Genomic DNA, 17590 nt, shown 5'->3' with positions numbered 1-17590 from the left:
TTCTGAATTCTTCTTTTTAACTTCCAAAGAAGCGGCGCTATTTCTTCCAAGCGACTGAGATTGTAGCTTTGAGTTCTTCTGTAAAATGTCCAGACGGTTCAGCTTGTAGTAATGCTTCTTTGAGGTCTGCTTCAAACGCTGGAGCATTATCGCCATAGAAAATTTTCAGAGAAAAAGCTGTGGTGTATAAGTAGCCAAGATAGCTATCGACAGTCCAAGATTTCTCAAATGGCACTTCATAAACTTCTTGACGAGCAAAAGCTGAATTGGCAATAACAACTTCATGGGGAGGATCAACTGGCTTACGAGTACCTTCTCCTCGTTGTCCAGTCCGCCGGCGATCGCCTAACCATTTTTTCACGACTCCAACAGCAGCTTGTTTCCAGGGTAAAGAACTTTCCCAAGGATTATCACCAGTATTCAGCAGTGCTATTCCACCATCATCAGTAAGCAATTCATAAAGGCGTTCAAGCACTAGTTCGCGTTCCATCCAGTGGAAAGCTCGACCAATAGTAGTTAACCTAAATGTTCCTAAACTAGAGTCGATTAACTCTGCTCCTTGTTCTAACCAAGTAATATTACTTGCTCCCACTGCTGCTGCTTGCCGTTTAGCTTCTGCAATCATATCGGGATCGGGATCGATCGCCACAACTTCTTCAAATTTGGTTCGCAAAGGAATTGCAATCAATCCCGGCCCGGTACCCAAATCAAGTAATCGTCCTTCACCATTCAGATTAAATATTTCAGCTAGCTTGTCAAATACAACAGCCGGGTATTTGGTTCTGTATTGAGCGTAGCCCTCAGCCGCTCCCTCAAATAAGGTCGGGTCATAGGTAGGAAGTGTTTTCAGTTGAGTCATATCGATTTTGGATTTTAGATTTTAGATTTTGGATTTTGTAGAGACGCGATTCATCGCGTCTTCTATGGGGATAAATGCCCCATGCCCCATGCCCTAAGAATATTGGGTAATCACGGGTAGCTGATCGTTAAGTACCCAATCACCGATCGCTCGCAATTTGTAGTCCACAGGATCATGAAGGGTAAAGGTTCGCAAATCTCGCCAGTAACGGTCAAATCCATATTTGGTTGCAGTGGCACGAGTTCCTGTAACTTCAAAGATGCGATTGGTAATATCTATACCTACGCGGGTAGCTAATGCTTTGGCTGCGGAAACTGCGATCGCTACTTCTCCCCTTTCTTGATGAGTAAGCGTTATATCCTTGTCCCAGGCTGCTTGCACCTTTTCGGCTGCTAAGTCAGCTAGAGCGATCGCACCTTGGATTTCGATCCAAAAATCGCCGTAATTATGCAGAATATACGGGTCTTGAGTAGCACTATCTACTCCCGATGTAATCCAAGGACGAGTATTAGTTTTGGTATACTCACGAGCAGCTGCAAAGGCTCCTTTGGTAATTCCCAAATAAACGTTAGTTTTTGTTAGCTGGGCAATAATACCAAGAAAAGTTGAGAAGGCATTATCAGGAGGTTCTGGTGGCCCTAAAATTTCATCTTTTTCTACTAGAACATTATTAAATGTATAACTATTACTATCAGTACGACGTTGCCCAATATTATCCCAATCTTGATTAGAAATTAAGCCTTCTCTGTCTTTGGGAATTATAAATATAAAGGGCAACTCTACACCATCTTGCAAAGCCGAGAATACCCGATAATCTGCAACAGCAATACCTGTACCAAAGCTTTTAACACCATTAACCCGAAAATTTTCGCCTTCTGCGCTAATTTTCAGCCTAGTATCCCGCGTATTAATAGCATTCGCCCAAAACAAGTTATTCTTAGCAGTCTCACTATAATATTTTTCCTTTTGGGCTGATGTGCCAGAAACATGACCCAAAGCCGTCAAATTCAAATGATTACCATATAACTGACCAATTGAACCATCAGCTTTTGACAGTTTTCTCACAATTTTTAAGGCATCAATCCAAGTTGCGCCAATTCCACCATATTGTTTAGGCACAACCAGTGGTAACAAACCAGTTTCACGCAGTCTATTAATTTCCTCTTCTGGAACTCCCGCTTTGGCATCCCTTTCAACTGCGGATTGGGCAAGTTCTTTAGATAAAGAAGCTGCTACATCAATGTAATCCTTTGGTTTTGTAATATCTAGCACCATAAAAAATCACCCTTTTTGTAATTCGTAATTCGTAATTCGTAGTTCGTAATTCGTAATTCGTAATTCAGGCAAATACAGAAGAATGCTTAATTAATGGAGTTTTTACTTGGTTGTTGTGTCAACATTTCTGTTCCTCCGAATTTGCTATTAAACGCGGAATTTAGGAGAAATGTAGAGTGAGTAAGTAAGCAAGACTCACCCTACAACTAAACAGAGGAAATGGAACATGGAACACTGTAAAGATGGGCATGGGGCATTGGGCATTGGGCATGGGGCATTGGGCATGGGGTATGGGGCATTGGGTATGGGGCATGGGGCATTGGGCATGGGGGAAAGGTTCAATTTATCCCTTTACCCTTTAACCTTTTCCTCTACCTCCCCATCTCCCTCATCTCCCTCATCTCCCTCATCTCCCTCATCTCCCCCATCTCCCCACTCCCTACTCCCTACCCCCTAGAAGCCAAAAATTCATCTGCGGCTTTCTCAACACCTGTACCCTTGAAGAAGTCACGATTGAGACTGGTGTACAACTCCAATGGATGGATTGATAGGAAGTGGCGGAGGTCTTCTTCGGTGATGATTTCTTGTTCTACCATCGAGTAGGCGTTGGCAGTTACAGTGGTGATATCAGGTACATCCCAGTGACCGGAATCAGAACCCAAGAAGGCTTTAACTCTGTCGCCAAAGGGATTAGCTGCACGATTAAAGGCTTGGGCTACGCGGGTATCATCTGATTCTGTACCGAAGTAGAAATGATTCAAAAAGCGATCGCGAACATCCTCTGGCTTCTCAATTCCCGCCAGTTCAAATTCATCGAGTTCGCCTGGATCTTCTGGAGCTAATAGTTGATGGTGGAATCCCAGACCATCACCAATTTGATCCAAGCGTCCATCCACAAGTTCGCCACCGTAGCGAGTGTACAACTCTACTAGTGCTTCCTTATCTATAATTGCAGGATTGTTATGTGACAACAAATGTTGTTTGTTGCGGGTTTCCCAATGCCAAATAATATCTGCATATAGACTAGTACCCCAAGCAGAACCACCTTCTAAGAAAGCAAATCTTAAGGTGGGGAAGCGGCGAGTTACACCACCAAAGAATAGAGATTTGCACAATGCTTCTGCTGCGAAGGCAAAGTGATTAATGTGATTGTACTGGGCATTGGTCACCGATCGCTGAGTCGTCCAACCTTGACTCGAAGCATGAGTTGTGGGTACAACTTTGAGTTCTACGCACTTCTCCCAGAATGGATCGTAATCATATTGGCTATCTAAACCAAAATTATCAATCCAAACCACTTCGTTAGCCACTTCTGGGCCGTACTTTTCAAAAGCGGGAATCGGACGACGGACGTAACCAGGAATTTGAATTGCTTTGAGTCCCAGCACATTCACTGCATATTCCAACTCTTCAATTCCCTCTTGGGGAGTGTGCATTGGAATCGCAGCGATCGGTGTTAGCTTATCAGAATATGGGCGGAAAATGTCAGCATGGTAAGTGTTAACTGCTCGACAAACAGCACGCCGCATTTCTTCGTTACCGATATTCGGCGCCATAGTTGCCAAGTTGGGGTACACCACAGCAAAGTCTGTACCTGCTTCTTGCAGACGTTCGTGCAGCAACTTCGGCAAGCTAATGGTAGCCAAATTCAAAGTGTCTTTGGTTGGACGCCCCCACCAATTAGGACGATTAGTCCGATAAGCAAAACGTTCTTCCCAACTTTGCTTGTACCACTTAAAACGGGAAGATCCTGGTAAATTTTCTTTGAAGCGTTCAACAAGCGCTGTTCCACCAACTTGCTCTAAATAATCTAAGACTGCTGGCTCGAATTCCTGGGTATGCACATCGGTATCGATGATGGGATAACCCAACTTTTCACGAATCTGAGCAGACCTTGTTTTTTTCGGACGTTCAAGAGCGATCGTCATGATAGTTTACCTTATATTGGGGATTGGGGATTGGGGATTGGGGATTGGGGATTGGGGATTGGGTAGTGGGGATTGGGGATTGGGGATTGGGTAGTGGGGATTGGGTATTAGGAAACTTCTTCCAGTCCCTAATCCCTAGTCCCCAGTCCCCAGTCCCCAGTCCCCAGTCCCCAGTCCCTAATCCCTAGAAACCAAAAATTCATCTGCCGCTTTCTCAACAGCCGTACCTTTGAAGAAGTCACGATTCAGGCTGGTGTACAACTCCAAGGGATGGATTGACAGGAAATATTGCAAATCTTCTTCGGTGATAATCTTACGTTCTACCATCGAATAAGTGTTAGCTGCGATCGCTGTGATATCAGGTACATCCCAGTGACCAGAATCGGAACCCAAGAAGGCTTTAACACGTTCCCCATAAGGATTAGCTTTGCGGTTAAATGCTTGGGCTACACGGGTATCATCCGATTCTGTGCCGAAGTAGAAATGATTCAAAAAGCGATCGCGGATATCCTCTGGCTTAGTAACTCCTGCTAAGGCGAATTCATCTAAATCACCTGGTTCTAACGGGGCTACTAAATCAGCATGGAAACCTAAACCACTACCTAACTGCTCCAAACGACCATGTACTAATTCACCACCATAGCGAGTGTAATACTCTAGCAATTCTTCCCGATTAATATTGCCAGGATTGTTATTTTCCACCAAATGGTCTTTATTCCGGGTATACCAATGCCAAATCAAATCAGTGTACAAACTAGCACCCCAAGCCGCGCCCCCTTCTAAGAAGGCGAACTTAAGTGTGGGGAAGCGGTGAGTTACACCACCAAAGAACAAAGATTTACACAGCGCTTCTCCAGCCGCCGCAAAGTGACCGATATGGTTGTATTGGTAGTTGCTAATGGAACGCCGGTTTATCCATCCCATACCAGAAGAGTGGGTGGTGGGTACAACTTTCAGTTCTACGCACTTGGCCCAGAATGGATCGTAGTCATACTTACTATCCAAACCAAAAGTATCAATCCAGATAGCTTCGTTTGCTACTTCTTCGCCATACTTCTCGAAGGCGGGAATCGGACGGCGGATATGGCCGGGAATTTGAATTGCTTTGAGTCCCAGCACATTTACCGCATATTCCAATTCTGCGATCGCTTCTTCGGGCGTATTCATGGGAATAGCCGCAATGGGTGTTAGGCGATCGCTATAAGGACGGAAAATATCAGCGTGGTAAGTATTAACTGCACGGCAAACAGCCAGCCGCATTTCTTCATTACCAATGTGTGGCGCCATAGTTGCCAAGTTGGGGTACACAACTGCAAAGTCTGTACCTGCTTCTTGCAAGCGCTCGTGCAACAACTTCGGTAAACTAATGGTGGCTAAATTTAAAGCATCCTTAGTGGGACGAGTCCAAAACGGAGGACGTGCAGTCCGATAAGCGCGGCGTTCTTCCCAAGTTTGCTTAAACCATTTAGAGCGAGATGCACCAGGTAAATGTTCTTGGAAACGTTCAGCGATCGCACTTCCAGCAACTTGCTCTAAATAGTCCAAGAATGCCGGCGGAAATTCTTGGGTATGTACATCAGTATCGATGATTGGATAACCCAATTTTTCCCGAATCTGAGCAGACCTAGTTTTTTTTGGACGTTCTAATGCAATAGTCATGATAATTTATCCTATTGTGGGGATTGGGGACTGGGGATTGGGGACTGGGGACTGGGGACTGGGGACTGGGGGACTGGGGACTGGGGACTGGGGGACTGGGGACTGGGGACTGGGGACTGGGGATTGGGGACTGGGGATTGAGGACTGGGGACTGGGTATAGGGCATTTGTTATTAACTTTTCTCCCTCATCTCCCTCATCTCCCTCATCTCCCTCATCTCCCTCATCTCCCTCATCTCCCTTATCTTCCTAGTCCCCAGTCCCAACCCAATCTTTTAATTGAAAGTCGGACTTTGCTAAACCTTGCGAAACTAAAAATTTCTTAGTCCCTTCTAAAAGTTTCACTCCTTCAGGTGGTAAACGTTCTTCTGATACTTGTTTAAGTGGGTAAGATATTTTGATGATATCGATGGGATATTTAGTAGTTTGAGCGTGGTACTGATAATATTCTTCAGAGTTAGCTTTTAAATCCTTGGCTGCTTCTGTCAGAATTGCGTTAAATTTATCTGGAAAATCAGGTTTTTTCGCCAGAAATTTTTCGGTTGCTACAATTAGTGATGTCCCTGATAAACCCTTATGATTCGCAGAAGAATCAATCACTGGAAATCCTTGGGATTTCAAAAAAGGTCCCATATCGCTTGAAGTCGCATAAGCCGCTACATCACCACGTTCTAAAGCTGCTTTTGCTTCAGTACTCATCAAGTGAACAACTTTTACATCTTTGGCAATTTTAGTTTCAGCTAACAAACCCAGCAGGTATCGATGCATATAAGAACCTTTTTGGGTAGCTATTTTTTCACCTTTAAGTTCAGCAAGCGATCGCGGGCCATTTTTTTTCGCTACTAACCAAGCGGTTGTATTAAATTGGCTAATCCGCAGCAGTCGAGTTTCTTCACCCCTAGCTCTTAAAACTATGGCTGGTGTATCCCCTAAAGAACCAACATCTAATTGACCTGCAACAAGTGCTTCATTTAGATCCGGTCCGTTAGGAAATCGCGCAAAAGTAATGTTTTGAAATCCCGATTTTTTGAGTTCGCGCTCTAATATTCCCTTTTTCTTTGCCCAACCAAGTGCCCCTGTAGGTTCTGTACTACCTACATAACCTATACGCAAGATAGATATATTATTAGATGCAGCAATAGAACTAGTACTATTGGCATTAATAGTCTCAATGGATTGAGCCGATTCACTTTTGCCTTGGCTACATGCTGTAGTTAGCAGCAGTAATACACAAACGACTGAAGTTGATAATTTCAAACTAATTTTATTTTGACTGATAGAACCTATTGCTAACATGAACGACAGCATGACTATTTTCTCCGCTGTACTATTTCATCTGCTTCAAAATTTGGAATGTTTGATCGTTGTTTGCTGTTGATGTGCGTTTATGTCCCCAACCAACGTTTTCACGGTAACTACCCAGTAAGCCGACTTCTACCAATTCTGCTTCGTTGACTGAAGTCTGCATGTCGCTTTGGGGTGCTACATAAAGGGCGTCAACTGGACAATACAATTCGCACATATAACAGGTTTGACAGTCACTTTGTCGGGCAATAGTTGGCGGTGCATCAGGTACACGTTCAAACACGTTAGTTGGACAAACGTTCACGCAGATATTACATTTTATGCACCGTGATTCGCTGACCAACTCAATCACACTACGGCTCCTCCTATTTTGGATTTTAGATTTTGGATTTTGGATTGGAAAATTTCTGCTTTTGCTGTAGTGTTTAGCGGCTGAGTCTTGACCCAGACTTGATCTAATCCACCACTAATTAAATAATGTTGCTGGTTGGGATCTTGTTCGGGATAGTCTAAATGTTTGTGCATACCACGAGTTTCTTTTCGTTCAATGGCACTGCTATACATCCATCGCGCTGTGGCTACCATGGCCGCAGCTTCTCTAGCCCGAATAAGTTCTTGATTTGATGTTACTTGGCTACTACGGATTTCTTGCCAGAGGTGATTTAGTCTCCCTAAAGACTCAGTTAAGCCTTGTTCTGTACGGAATAAGTTCTTTTCGTAGGGGAATACTTCGGCTTGGACTGCGTGAATCACTTCATCGGTTGCAAATTTATGATGGCGATCGCTCTGACTCTTTAATCCTACCTCTCCAACACCCTGAACCCGTCCTTGAGCTTTTTGTTCTTTCAAACTGCGGATATATTCAGCAGCTGATTGACCTGACCAATAGCCAGAAGATATTGCCCAAGCTGCATTGTGACTACCACCGCCAGTGAATCCGCCACAAATCAGCTCCCGTGTGGCTGCATCTCCAGCAGCGTAGAGTCCCCGCACGGAAGTAGCACAGCTCTCATCTACAATCCGAATTCCTCCTGTACCGCGTACAGTTCCCTCTAGGCGCAAGGTAACGGGAAAACGTTGGGTAAATGGATCTATACCTGCACGGTCGAAGGGTAAAAAGAAATTAGGCTGTGCCAAACGCATAGATGGGCGCATGGATTGGGTTGCTTTATCCAAAATGGCGTAAACTGGCTGTTGCAGCAATGTCTGGGCGATTACCGAACGTCCCCTTTGAGAACCAGCACCAGGAATCACGGTACCGTCTTCATAGGTGAACGTTGCCCAATTGTAGAACAGGGTTTTGGTAACTGAAGAAAAAGCTGGGGAGATGCCATAAGCGTTGGAAAACTCCATACCCGACATCTCGGCACCTGCTTCAGCAGCCATTAAATAACCATCCCCTGTCAGGACATTGCATCCCAACGCTTTACTCAGAAACGCACAGCCACCAGTGGCAATGATTGTGGCACGCGATCGCACCATCCATCTCCCACCAGTCTGACGGTTCACACCGGTAGCACCGCCAATAGCACCATCTTCACCTACCAATAGTTCTAAGGCGGGGCTGTGGTCTAAAATCTTGACTCCTGCCCGTTGAATTTGCCGTCGCATCAACCGCATGTATTCGGGGCCTTGGAGCGATCGCCGATAGGGCTTGCCTTCATCGTCGGTGGGAAAGGGATAACCCCACTCTGCTAACTGATTAACGTTGACATAGGTCTGATTCAGCACCCGATCCATCCAATGGCGATCGGATAAAAACCCACCCAATGATTCCCGACTCGCCTTGGCTGTTTCCCGTGCTTCTGGGTCGGGTGGCACATACCACACACCATTACCAGACGCAGCAGCACATCCAGTCGTCCCACAATATCCTTTGTCTACGAGGACAACTCTAGCTCCACTTGATGCAGCACTCCAAGCCGCCCAAGTTCCAGCAGGCCCACCCCCAATTACTAGGACATCTGCTTGCAAGTCGAGTTCAAAATCGGTTGTTAACGTCTTCAGCATCTAAAGTATTTCCCCCATCGATCAAGTCTCAAGCATCAAATCTTCACCCCATCGATGCCGCACACCATCAGAAATCTATTTTCTACTTGGTTGAGGGTTTCCTACTACCCTCGATTATGGCTCCTTTATTTAAGGTTGCCAGTAGATTAAATTTTAAACTACTTTATCTTTAGCGATTAACCGTAGTTTGTGACATAACAAAGCTTTTCACAATTTCTGATAAAAAGCAAGCATTTTCACAGACAAATTTCAACATAAAGTTCTGTAAAATCAACTTTCCATATCTCAACATACACTTGCTTTTTACATGGTTTTGTGCATCTTTGATTTTCAGATGGCTATGAGTTGTTTGTAGTTAGTGCTTTAGCGCTAAAGAGGGGAGTAGGGAGCAGCAGGGAAACAGGAATTTTTCATTCTCCCCGTTGCCGCCTGCCCCTGGAGCCTCAGTCTTTACAAATGACGAGTGACAAATGACAAATGACTAAAACCTAAAGACAGTACGAACCCAACCAAATAAACTATCAGGATTACTATTATTAGAATCGGGTGCAGTAATCCAGATCAAACCCGGCGTAATCTCAATATTATCCCCGATTTTATATTGGTAAAATGCCTCAACGTGCAGAGAGGTGTCTTTATCTGCTTGTCCCGCACCTGCTCCCAAATTTACACTATTACTGAGGCGAGTGAGTTTTGGCTCCATACCAACTAAAACTCCCCCTAGAGCGCCTTCCTTAAAAAGATCCGGGAATGCCAGTCCTACCGCCCAATCCATAGCATTGCCATCTCCACGTCCTATATAGCGATGCGCTGCATAACTTACCCATCCATTGATTGCCAACTTAGGACTAATTTGATAAAACGCTTGTAGTCCATAAAGATTGCCGACAGTTCCCGCTCCAGCTACGGTACTGTTTACCAGGTTACTCCCGACTGCTGGGCCGAAGTTTGTTCCACTTAGACCTCTAGTATTTGCCGGGCTATAGGTATTGACGTAAGTTGCAGCCACTCGAAAATTCCGATTAGCAGAGTAGTATATTAACTGGGCTAAAGCTAAATACCTACCTGAAAATAAACCATTATTAGGTCTGGGATTACCACCGTTTGGTGCGCTATACGCTACCCCGAATTGAACCTGTTTGCCTAATCGCTGGAGTATGGCAATTCCGGGGCCGCTATCTCCATAGTTATAGACCAAAGACCGCCGTGAAAATCGTGAAATTCCATTAGCGCCAGTTGCAGAAGACGATTCAAAATATGGGTTAACCGGACCAGAAAGGCCGATCTCACTAGCTCCATCGGATAGAGCATAAATATTGACTTGGGTATTTGGAGTAGGTAAAAACCGATAGCGAACACCACCGAGAGTAACAGAGTTGGGTGCAAAAGTAATACTGGAGTTATCAGCGGTTCTCCCCTCATAAGTTCCCAATAATCCAGCTCTTGTTTGTCCCAGGGATGGTTGATTTCCACCTGACAGCGATAAGCTGAGTGAGTCTTTACCGTTAAAACTCGTGTTTAAGCGTAAGGAAGCTGAACCAGAAGCTGTGACATTGCGAGGTGCGGGTGTCCTAGTCACAACATTATTGCCCGCCAGAACTGAACCAAAGACAATCTGCGCTCTACCGATAAGTTTGGTTGTGGTGGTAAACTGGGTTGCTTCTAACTTCGCAGTCCGCGCTTCCAAGCTATCTAAGCGTCCCCGAAATTGAGCAAGTTCTACAGAAAATTGTTCTTGTAATTTTGTGATGGTATCCAAGTCTTCCCGTCTGACTAAATCTGTCGTTGAAGTCGCTATGAGTTCATTGAGGCGATCTAAAGCTGCATTTAACCCAGCTGCAAATTCATAGCGCGTTAGGGCACGATTCCCTTTAAATGTGCCATCTGTATATCCAGCAATTACACCATAACGCTCCACCAAAGACTGTAGTGCTTGAAATGCCCAATCTGTCGGCTTCACATCTGATAGTTGCGAGACGGATGTCACTTGTCCTGCCGAATTATTGGTAGGTTTTTTATTAGCGGGTGGTGCAACATCCAACAATTCCGATATAGGTGTCACTCGTTCTGGGTTTGTAACCTTTTTTCTAGTTATCGATGGAATTGAAGTTTCAACTGTCTGATTAACAACTGCTTCTGGAGGTTTGTTTGCTTCTACTTGAGCAACTGAAGTTTCAGCTGTCCGATCAACAACTATTTCTGGAGGTTTGTTTGCTTCTACTTGTTTAGGCAGTTCGGCCTGACTTTTGGCCGGATGAAAAACCAGGATAGCTAGAATATCTAGTAACGAAAGGAGGAACAGTATGGATCTATAATTCCAGCGAAAATTGGACATGACTCTTTAACTCCTCAACCTGAAAAACGAATAAACTAGCTCTAAACTGCACAAAAAATCACCATAAATCCCTGATGCAATGTTTGTGCTAAACCATTAGATAGTGGACTTAGTAAAGGTTTAATTGATGAGAAAATTACAAATCTTCGGATATCAAAACCACAACTAAGCAGTTGAATATACAATCCAAAAGTCGCAGTAAATTATTAATTTTGCCGCTTGCAAGGATAGTAAGATGATGTTTGAAAATTGGTGACTGGTAATCAGCTATATTTTGACAGCATCAATTATTAGTTAAATCCGATAAAACGATAGACTTACCGGATTTTATTTAGAAATATCTTTGCATAGAGCTTGCTACAATGCAAGACCCAGTACTTCGTTGCGATCGGAAAATATTATAAAGAGTGCTGAGTTAGGAGTTAGGAGTTAGGAGTTAGGGGTTAGGGGTTAGGGGTTAGGAATTTTCCCCTCTGCTTCTGTGCCCCTTTGCCCCCTGTCCTGCGTTAGGGGTTCCTGCCATAGACCTCTGCCCTTGATCTCCCCCACTCCCTATATTTCTTCAAATGTATGATTTTCTAAGTAGAAAGTTGTGTTTGACAATACAGCCATCCTGACCAAAAAAGTGTCAAAATAATAGACGCTAACAAAGTTATCTAGTTATAACTGCTCACTAAAAAGTTAGTCGGCAAACAAATATTTTTTACCAATGGTTAAATTAGGGTTGATTTTTACGTAATATCGGGTAGAATTTCACCTATAAACTACGGTAATTCGATCGGAAAAACGTAAATTCTGAACCTGATACCCTGATAAACATGCAAATTCTTTGGTTTATTCCTACTGGATCTCGTGACGGACGCTATTTAGGCACAGATATTGGCTCTCGTGTTGCTACACCTGATTATTTGCAGCAAATTGCCCAAGCTGTGGATAGTTTAGGTTACACAGGGGCATTGTTACCCACAGGGCGTTCTTGTGAAGATGCTTGGATTACTGCTGCGGCTTTCATATCTGTTACCAAGCAAATGAAATTTCTCGTGGCAATTCGTCCAGGAATCACTTCTCCTGGCGCTGCGGCACGGATGGCAGCAACATTTGACCGAATTTCTAAGGGAAGATTGTTGATTAATGTGGTGACAGGTGGAGATCCGGTGCATCTTGCTGGGGATGGCTTGCATCTGAGTCATGACGATCGCTATGATTTAACCGATGAATTCTTGCATGTTTGGCGGGGTATCGTCAGCGGTGAAACAGTTGATTTTAAAGGAAACTACCTAGACATCAAAGGTGGTAAACTCCTATTCCCGCCAGTTCAAAAACCCTATCCACCTTTGTGGTTTGGTGGTTCATCTGCTGCTGCCAAGCGAGTTGCTGCCAAACATATAGATGTGTATCTGACTTGGGGAGAACCTCCGCAACAAGTTGCACAAAAAATTGCTGAAGTTCGGCGACTGGCGGCAGAACAAGGCAGAACAGTACGTTTTGGTATTCGTTTGCATGTAATTGTGCGAGAAACCGAGTCTGCGGCTTGGGATGCAGCCAATGAGTTAATTAAGTATGTGGATGAAGAAGCGATCGCCACAGCTCAAAAAGACCTTGCTAGTTCTGATTCTGAAGGACAGCGGCGCATGAGTCAACTACATAATGGCTCTCGGCAAACCCTAGAAATTAGCCCCAACCTCTGGACAGGAATTGGATTAGTGCGGGGTGGTGCTGGTACTGCTTTAGTTGGAGATCCCGACACCGTTACCGCTAGGATGCTGGAATATCAAGAACTAGGAATAGAAACTTTTGTTTTTTCTGGATATCCGCACTTAGAAGAAGCATATCGCACCGCTGAATTATTATTCCCACGCCTACCTTTGCAGAACCAATCTGCACCTCCAATACCACAAGTCTTGAGTCATTTTGGCGAAACAACCGCCAATGAAAAATTTGCTAAACAACTAACAGCTGCCTCATAAGTATGGAAATTTTAGATTTTAGATTTGGGATTTTGGATTACAAATACAAAATTTCAAATCTAAAGTTCTCAGAATTCAGGAGTCAGAATTCAGAGTCATTCAAGAATATACCAACCATACTGGATTGGTTAGATTTTTTTGAATTGTTAGTGCTGAATTATCCCGGAAAATCTAATAATTTCATCCTTCTAGATTTCTCCTTGCAAATAGCCTAAAATCCTAACTTCTTTAGATTTATCTTTGTGGAGAATCTAAAATCTAAAATCCAAAATCCAAAATTTTATGACTATCACCCTCAAACACAGCAAAAGTAGTAACATATCCCTAAATGGGCTGCTACAAAACCCACAATTCGACAAAATAGTTCCTTGGATTGTACCTGTTCTCGTGCTAGTACTTTGGGAATTTTCTTCTAGAACTGGTCTACTTTCAAGCAGAATTTTACCAGCTCCTAGTGGTGTAATTGCCACAGCAATTAGATTAGCCTCAACTGGAGAACTGTTTCAACACATAGGAATTAGTGCTGGGCGTGCCATATCTGGTTTCATAGTTGGTGGTAGCATTGGGTTCGGTTTGGGATTGCTCAATGGCTTTTCCCGTATAGCCGAAAGGTTATTGGATAGTTCCCTGCAAATGCTCCGTACTATCCCTAATTTGGCATTAATTCCACTAGTAATTCTCTGGTTTGGTATTGGCGACCAAGCTAGATTATTTCTAGTATCTATGGGAGTATTTTTTCCGCTATATCTCAATACATTTCATGGGATTCGTAGTGTAGATCCAGGACTGATTGAAATGGGAAAAGTATACGGATTGAAAACACCCCAACTTTTGTGGCAAATAATTTTTCCTGGAGCTTTATCTTCGATTCTTGTTGGTGTCCGTTTTTCCTTGGGTATTATGTGGCTAACACTAATTGTTGCAGAAACCATTGCAGCAGATTCTGGGCTTGGCTATATGGCGATGAATGCTCGTGAATTTATGCAAACAGATGTTGTGGTATTGAGTATTGTTATTTATGCTTTGTTAGGCAAATTAGCAGATGCCACTGCCAGAACATTAGAAAGAAAGTTTTTGGCTTGGAATCCTAATTACCAAAGGGCATAGTTTTTAGTTTCAGTAAAACCTGAAAATTATTCATTTGACTTGGGATTAATGACAAAAATTGTATATCCGATATGGATTGGGTTGCAATAACAATCATCAATTGTAAATAAGGGAGGTTTTTCGAGTGAGTTCAAATGTACAAGGTACACAATTAAGTATTTTGGATCTGACGAAGGATTTTGGCAGAAAAAATGTTTTAAATTCGTTGAATTTAGAAGTTGCACCAGGTGAGTTTGTTGCCATTGTAGGACGTAGTGGTTGCGGTAAGAGTACTTTATTGCGTCTGGTGTCAGCATTGGATAAACCGAGTTCAGGCGGAATCTTACTAGATGGAGAACCACTACGTAAACTTACCCGGTCTGTAACAGTGATGTTTCAAGACCCCCGTTTACTACCGTGGAAGCGAGTGATTGAGAATGTGGGGTTAGGCTTGCAAGGAAATTGGCGTGAAAAAGCCAAGTGGGCACTAGAAAAAGTTGGACTTGAGGATAGAGCTGAGGAATGGCCTCACGTATTATCTGGTGGACAGCGCCAACGGGTTTCATTAGCAAGAGCATTAGTGAGTCAGCCACGTTTGTTATTGTTAGATGAACCTTTGGGGGCATTGGATGCTCTCACTCGCCTAGAGATGCAGCATTTGATTGAGAATTTGTGGCTAGAGCGCAAGTTTACTGCATTTTTAGTTACTCATGATGTAGAAGAAGCAGTAGCATTGGCAGACCGAGTGATTCTGATTGAAGCAGGGCAGATTACTTTAGATTTACCTGTGAGACTTGCACGCCCACGAGATAGAAGTCATGAACAGTTTATCAATATTAGAGAAGCAGTTTTAGAACGAGTAATGAACAATGAAAATACTCAGCCAAGCAACCAGTTATTACAGCTGAGTAGTTGAGATTTAAGCTTTTTTTAGTCAAGCGATATTCAACTTGAGGTAGCTGCGGTAAATAGGCTACTTCGAGATTAAAATTTCCTATTAAAAAGTAACTACACCAATCCAAACTCCTGCGAACTCTCCCCTCTGCGCCTCTGCGTGATTTTTTATATATTCACGACCTAGATAAACTAAAATATAATAATTATTAAATAATTCGTAATTCGTAATTCGTAATTCGTAATTAAGTTTTGCAATGGAGATTTTAACCCCACCGCAAAACTTGCTGCTTGATAGAAGCGGGGGACTTAAACCCACAGAATTTGTTAAATTTACATATATATTTTTATAAGAAATAAGCAATAAATATCTATTATTTATATTTTATCTAATGATAATTAGAAAGTTAACAAAGTATGATGCAGAAGATTATAGACAGATCAGATTAGAAGCTTTATATAAAAATCCAGATTCATTTGGCACAACGTATCATGAAGAAGCAATTAAGACGATAGAACAATTTCAGGATAGAATCCCAGTAGATAATAACTTTATTTTGGGCTGCTCTGAGGATAAAGAGTTAATTGGAATAGTCGCATTTCACCAAGAATCAAGAATAAAACTCAGGCATAAAGGATATGTTAGTAGTATGTATGTTAAACAAGAATATCGAGGAAAAGGTATAGGTAAATTATTGCTAAATCAATTAATTGAAAGAGCAAAAGCTATTAACGAGGTAGAAATATTATTACTTGATGTTGTTAAAAATAATTTCTTAGCGAAACAAGTTTATTTATCATTGGGGTTTCAAATATATGGAATAGAAGAAATGGCGTATAAATTTAATGATCAATATTTTGATCTGGAGTTTATGTGTTTAAAAATTAAATAAGAAGATGTGAATTATTACTCAATTATGACTTACGCACAGGTAACGGAAAATTGTAGACGCCCAGCGGCTTCCCGCAGGGTACCGCAGAGGACGCAGAGGGCACGGAGAAATGAGAGTTTCAGAGAGTTATTGCGTAAGTCCTATAAATATCATAATCATAATTTTTGCCAAGAAAAAATGCAGTAATTTTTTTGATTAAACGAACAGAGGCAATTTCCAAAGATAGCCCTGTAAAAAGAAAGAAGAGGTAATCTACAATGAAGCTGATTTTGCCGCTCGATCTGGTTGCTGATATTGAGCCACATCTACCACCCAATACAGAAATTGTCCGAGTAGATATTGATGGGAATTTAGATGGCGATGCTAGCGATGCTGAAGTTTATTTCAGTTGGTTTTTATCTAGAAGTCCTATACTGCATAAAATACTGGAAGCTGCACCTGCACTGCGTTGGCATCATGCCCCCAATGCAGGGGTGAATCACATTCTGACACCAACTTATTTGAAAAGAGATATTCTTCTCACAAATGGGGCGGGAGTACATGGAATTCCCATTGCCGAATTTGTGATTACTTACATACTTGCTCATGCGAAGCATCTGCCAGAATTATATAGTTTACAAGCAGAACGTCACTGGAAAAGAGGCTTCGCCATCAAAGAGTTAACAGATGCAACTTTGCTAATTATTGGTGCTGGTGGTATCGGTCAAGAAATTGCCGCCCGTGCTAAACCGTTTGGCTTGAAAATTATTGGCAGTCGCCGTCATCCCCAAGAACTACCAAATTTTGATAAAGTAGTGGGTGCTGATGAATGGCGATCGCTCCTCCCCACAGCAGACTATGTAGTAATTGCAACACCACTGACACAAGAAACGAAAGAATTTATTGATGAATCTGTATTGCGATCGCTCCCTCCCCATGCATACTTAATTAATATTGCTCGTGGCGGCGTCATCGATGAATCAGCATTAATCAAAGCACTTACAGAAGGTTGGATTGCAGGTGCAGCATTAGACACAGTTAACACCGAACCCCTACCACCAGAAAGTCCTTTATGGTCACTGCCAAACATCTTTATCACACCCCATACTTCCGGCCATTCACCAAAAAGTAAACAGCGTTCAATAGCTCTATTTATCGACAATCTTAAGCGCTACCAAGCTGGTAAACCGTTACGAAATGTAGTAGATAAGGAAGCAGGGTACTAGGGAGTGGGGACTGGGGACTGGGGACTGGGGACTGGGGACTGGGGACTGGGGATTAGTTTTCGTGATGCGTAATACCTAATACCCAATACCCAATACCCAATACCCAATACCCAATACCCAATACCCAATACCCAATACCCAATCCCCAATACCCAGTCCCCAATCCCCAGTCCCC

At 42.9% G+C, this 17590-nt stretch carries 14 protein-coding genes; 6 read left to right on the top strand and 8 right to left on the bottom strand.

Translation table 11 applies throughout. The annotated features are described in order from the left end of the window. Positions 1 to 37: 37 nt before the first annotated feature. Both IQ276_RS01780 and IQ276_RS01775 read right to left on the bottom strand, forming a co-directional pair. On the bottom strand, positions 38 to 859 hold the full coding sequence (locus IQ276_RS01780) for a class I SAM-dependent methyltransferase (protein WP_193920731.1): 822 nt from the start codon (positions 857 to 859) through the stop codon (positions 38 to 40). 93 nt (positions 860 to 952) lie between these two features. After that, positions 953 to 2134 carry an acyl-CoA dehydrogenase family protein gene (locus IQ276_RS01775; protein ID WP_193920733.1) on the bottom strand — a complete coding sequence of 394 codons (1182 nt, stop codon included), beginning with the start codon at positions 2132 to 2134 and terminating at the stop codon, positions 953 to 955. 226 nt (positions 2135 to 2360) lie between these two features. Here IQ276_RS01775 and IQ276_RS01770 point away from each other — a divergent pair, with 226 nt between their 5' ends. After that, positions 2361 to 2591, top strand: a complete 231-nt coding sequence (locus tag IQ276_RS01770) for a hypothetical protein (RefSeq protein ID WP_235115351.1) — start codon at positions 2361 to 2363, stop codon at positions 2589 to 2591. Here IQ276_RS01770 and IQ276_RS01765 read toward each other — a convergent pair. The 6 genes from IQ276_RS01765 to IQ276_RS01740 all read right to left on the bottom strand — a co-directional run bounded on the left by IQ276_RS01765 (position 2581) and on the right by IQ276_RS01740 (position 11370). Further along, positions 2581 to 4062 (bottom strand): amidohydrolase family protein, encoded by a 1482-nt coding sequence (locus IQ276_RS01765; RefSeq protein WP_235115350.1) that lies wholly within the window; start codon positions 4060 to 4062, stop codon positions 2581 to 2583. The genes IQ276_RS01770 and IQ276_RS01765 overlap by 11 nt on opposite strands. A gap of 177 nt (positions 4063 to 4239) precedes the next feature. Further along, complete coding sequence (locus IQ276_RS01760; protein WP_235115349.1) at positions 4240 to 5721, bottom strand: amidohydrolase family protein; 1482 nt, start codon at positions 5719 to 5721, stop codon at positions 4240 to 4242. 248 nt (positions 5722 to 5969) lie between these two features. Further along, a complete protein-coding gene (locus IQ276_RS01755; RefSeq protein WP_193918085.1) occupies positions 5970 to 7028 on the bottom strand; it encodes an ABC transporter substrate-binding protein in 1059 nt (352 codons plus the stop codon). A gap of 19 nt (positions 7029 to 7047) precedes the next feature. Further along, positions 7048 to 7422 (bottom strand): 4Fe-4S binding protein, encoded by a 375-nt coding sequence (locus IQ276_RS01750; RefSeq protein ID WP_235116306.1) that lies wholly within the window; start codon positions 7420 to 7422, stop codon positions 7048 to 7050. Continuing rightward, positions 7374 to 9035 carry an FAD-dependent oxidoreductase gene (locus IQ276_RS01745; protein WP_193918087.1) on the bottom strand — a complete coding sequence of 554 codons (1662 nt, stop codon included), beginning with the start codon at positions 9033 to 9035 and terminating at the stop codon, positions 7374 to 7376. Before IQ276_RS01745 ends, IQ276_RS01750 begins: the two co-directional genes overlap by 49 nt. A gap of 481 nt (positions 9036 to 9516) precedes the next feature. Then, positions 9517 to 11370, bottom strand: coding sequence for an iron uptake porin (locus tag IQ276_RS01740; protein ID WP_193918089.1), 1854 nt, complete (start codon positions 11368 to 11370; stop codon positions 9517 to 9519). Between the two features lie 818 nt (positions 11371 to 12188). On the opposite strand from IQ276_RS01740, the gene ssuD reads away from it, so the two are divergent. The 5 genes from ssuD (at position 12189) to IQ276_RS01715 (ending at position 17415) form a co-directional block, all read left to right on the top strand. Further along, on the top strand, positions 12189 to 13337 hold the full coding sequence (gene ssuD / locus IQ276_RS01735) for an FMNH2-dependent alkanesulfonate monooxygenase (RefSeq protein WP_193918091.1): 1149 nt from the start codon (positions 12189 to 12191) through the stop codon (positions 13335 to 13337). 282 nt (positions 13338 to 13619) lie between these two features. Continuing rightward, positions 13620 to 14444 (top strand): aliphatic sulfonate ABC transporter permease SsuC, encoded by an 825-nt coding sequence (gene ssuC / locus IQ276_RS01730; RefSeq protein WP_190879479.1) that lies wholly within the window; start codon positions 13620 to 13622, stop codon positions 14442 to 14444. 124 nt (positions 14445 to 14568) lie between these two features. Further along, a complete protein-coding gene (locus IQ276_RS01725) occupies positions 14569 to 15339 on the top strand; it encodes an ATP-binding cassette domain-containing protein (protein ID WP_193918093.1) in 771 nt (256 codons plus the stop codon). 370 nt (positions 15340 to 15709) lie between these two features. Continuing rightward, the gene (locus IQ276_RS01720; protein WP_193918095.1) at positions 15710 to 16210 is read left to right on the top strand and encodes a GNAT family N-acetyltransferase; all 501 of its coding nucleotides are present in this window, start codon (positions 15710 to 15712) and stop codon (positions 16208 to 16210) included. A 257-nt stretch (positions 16211 to 16467) separates the two neighbouring features. Next, complete coding sequence (locus tag IQ276_RS01715; RefSeq protein WP_193918097.1) at positions 16468 to 17415, top strand: D-2-hydroxyacid dehydrogenase; 948 nt, start codon at positions 16468 to 16470, stop codon at positions 17413 to 17415. Positions 17416 to 17590: the final 175 nt, after the last annotated feature.

The sequence above is a fragment of the Desmonostoc muscorum LEGE 12446 genome, assembly GCF_015207005.2.
Classification (GTDB): domain Bacteria; phylum Cyanobacteriota; class Cyanobacteriia; order Cyanobacteriales; family Nostocaceae; genus Nostoc; species Nostoc muscorum.
The sequence above is the reverse complement of the archived record's forward strand: the minus strand, read 5'-3'. Positions and strand labels throughout refer to the sequence as shown.

What these genes read in the sequence shown, in the direction of transcription:
- IQ276_RS01760 (WP_235115349.1), bottom strand. Translation starts at nt 5,721, where the DNA reads ATGACTATTGCATTAGAACGTCCAAAAAAAACTAGGTCTGCTCAGATT.
- IQ276_RS01755 (WP_193918085.1), bottom strand. Translation starts at nt 7,028, where the DNA reads ATGCTGTCGTTCATGTTAGCAATAGGTTCTATCAGTCAAAATAAAATT.
- IQ276_RS01745 (WP_193918087.1), bottom strand. Translation starts at nt 9,035, where the DNA reads ATGCTGAAGACGTTAACAACCGATTTTGAACTCGACTTGCAAGCAGAT.
- IQ276_RS01775 (WP_193920733.1), bottom strand. Translation starts at nt 2,134, where the DNA reads ATGGTGCTAGATATTACAAAACCAAAGGATTACATTGATGTAGCAGCT.
- ssuC (WP_190879479.1), top strand. Translation starts at nt 13,620, where the DNA reads ATGACTATCACCCTCAAACACAGCAAAAGTAGTAACATATCCCTAAAT.
- IQ276_RS01770 (WP_235115351.1), top strand. Translation starts at nt 2,361, where the DNA reads ATGGAACACTGTAAAGATGGGCATGGGGCATTGGGCATTGGGCATGGG.
- IQ276_RS01780 (WP_193920731.1), bottom strand. Translation starts at nt 859, where the DNA reads ATGACTCAACTGAAAACACTTCCTACCTATGACCCGACCTTATTTGAG.
- IQ276_RS01715 (WP_193918097.1), top strand. Translation starts at nt 16,468, where the DNA reads ATGAAGCTGATTTTGCCGCTCGATCTGGTTGCTGATATTGAGCCACAT.
- IQ276_RS01740 (WP_193918089.1), bottom strand. Translation starts at nt 11,370, where the DNA reads ATGTCCAATTTTCGCTGGAATTATAGATCCATACTGTTCCTCCTTTCG.
- IQ276_RS01765 (WP_235115350.1), bottom strand. Translation starts at nt 4,062, where the DNA reads ATGACGATCGCTCTTGAACGTCCGAAAAAAACAAGGTCTGCTCAGATT.
- IQ276_RS01720 (WP_193918095.1), top strand. Translation starts at nt 15,710, where the DNA reads ATGATAATTAGAAAGTTAACAAAGTATGATGCAGAAGATTATAGACAG.
- ssuD (WP_193918091.1), top strand. Translation starts at nt 12,189, where the DNA reads ATGCAAATTCTTTGGTTTATTCCTACTGGATCTCGTGACGGACGCTAT.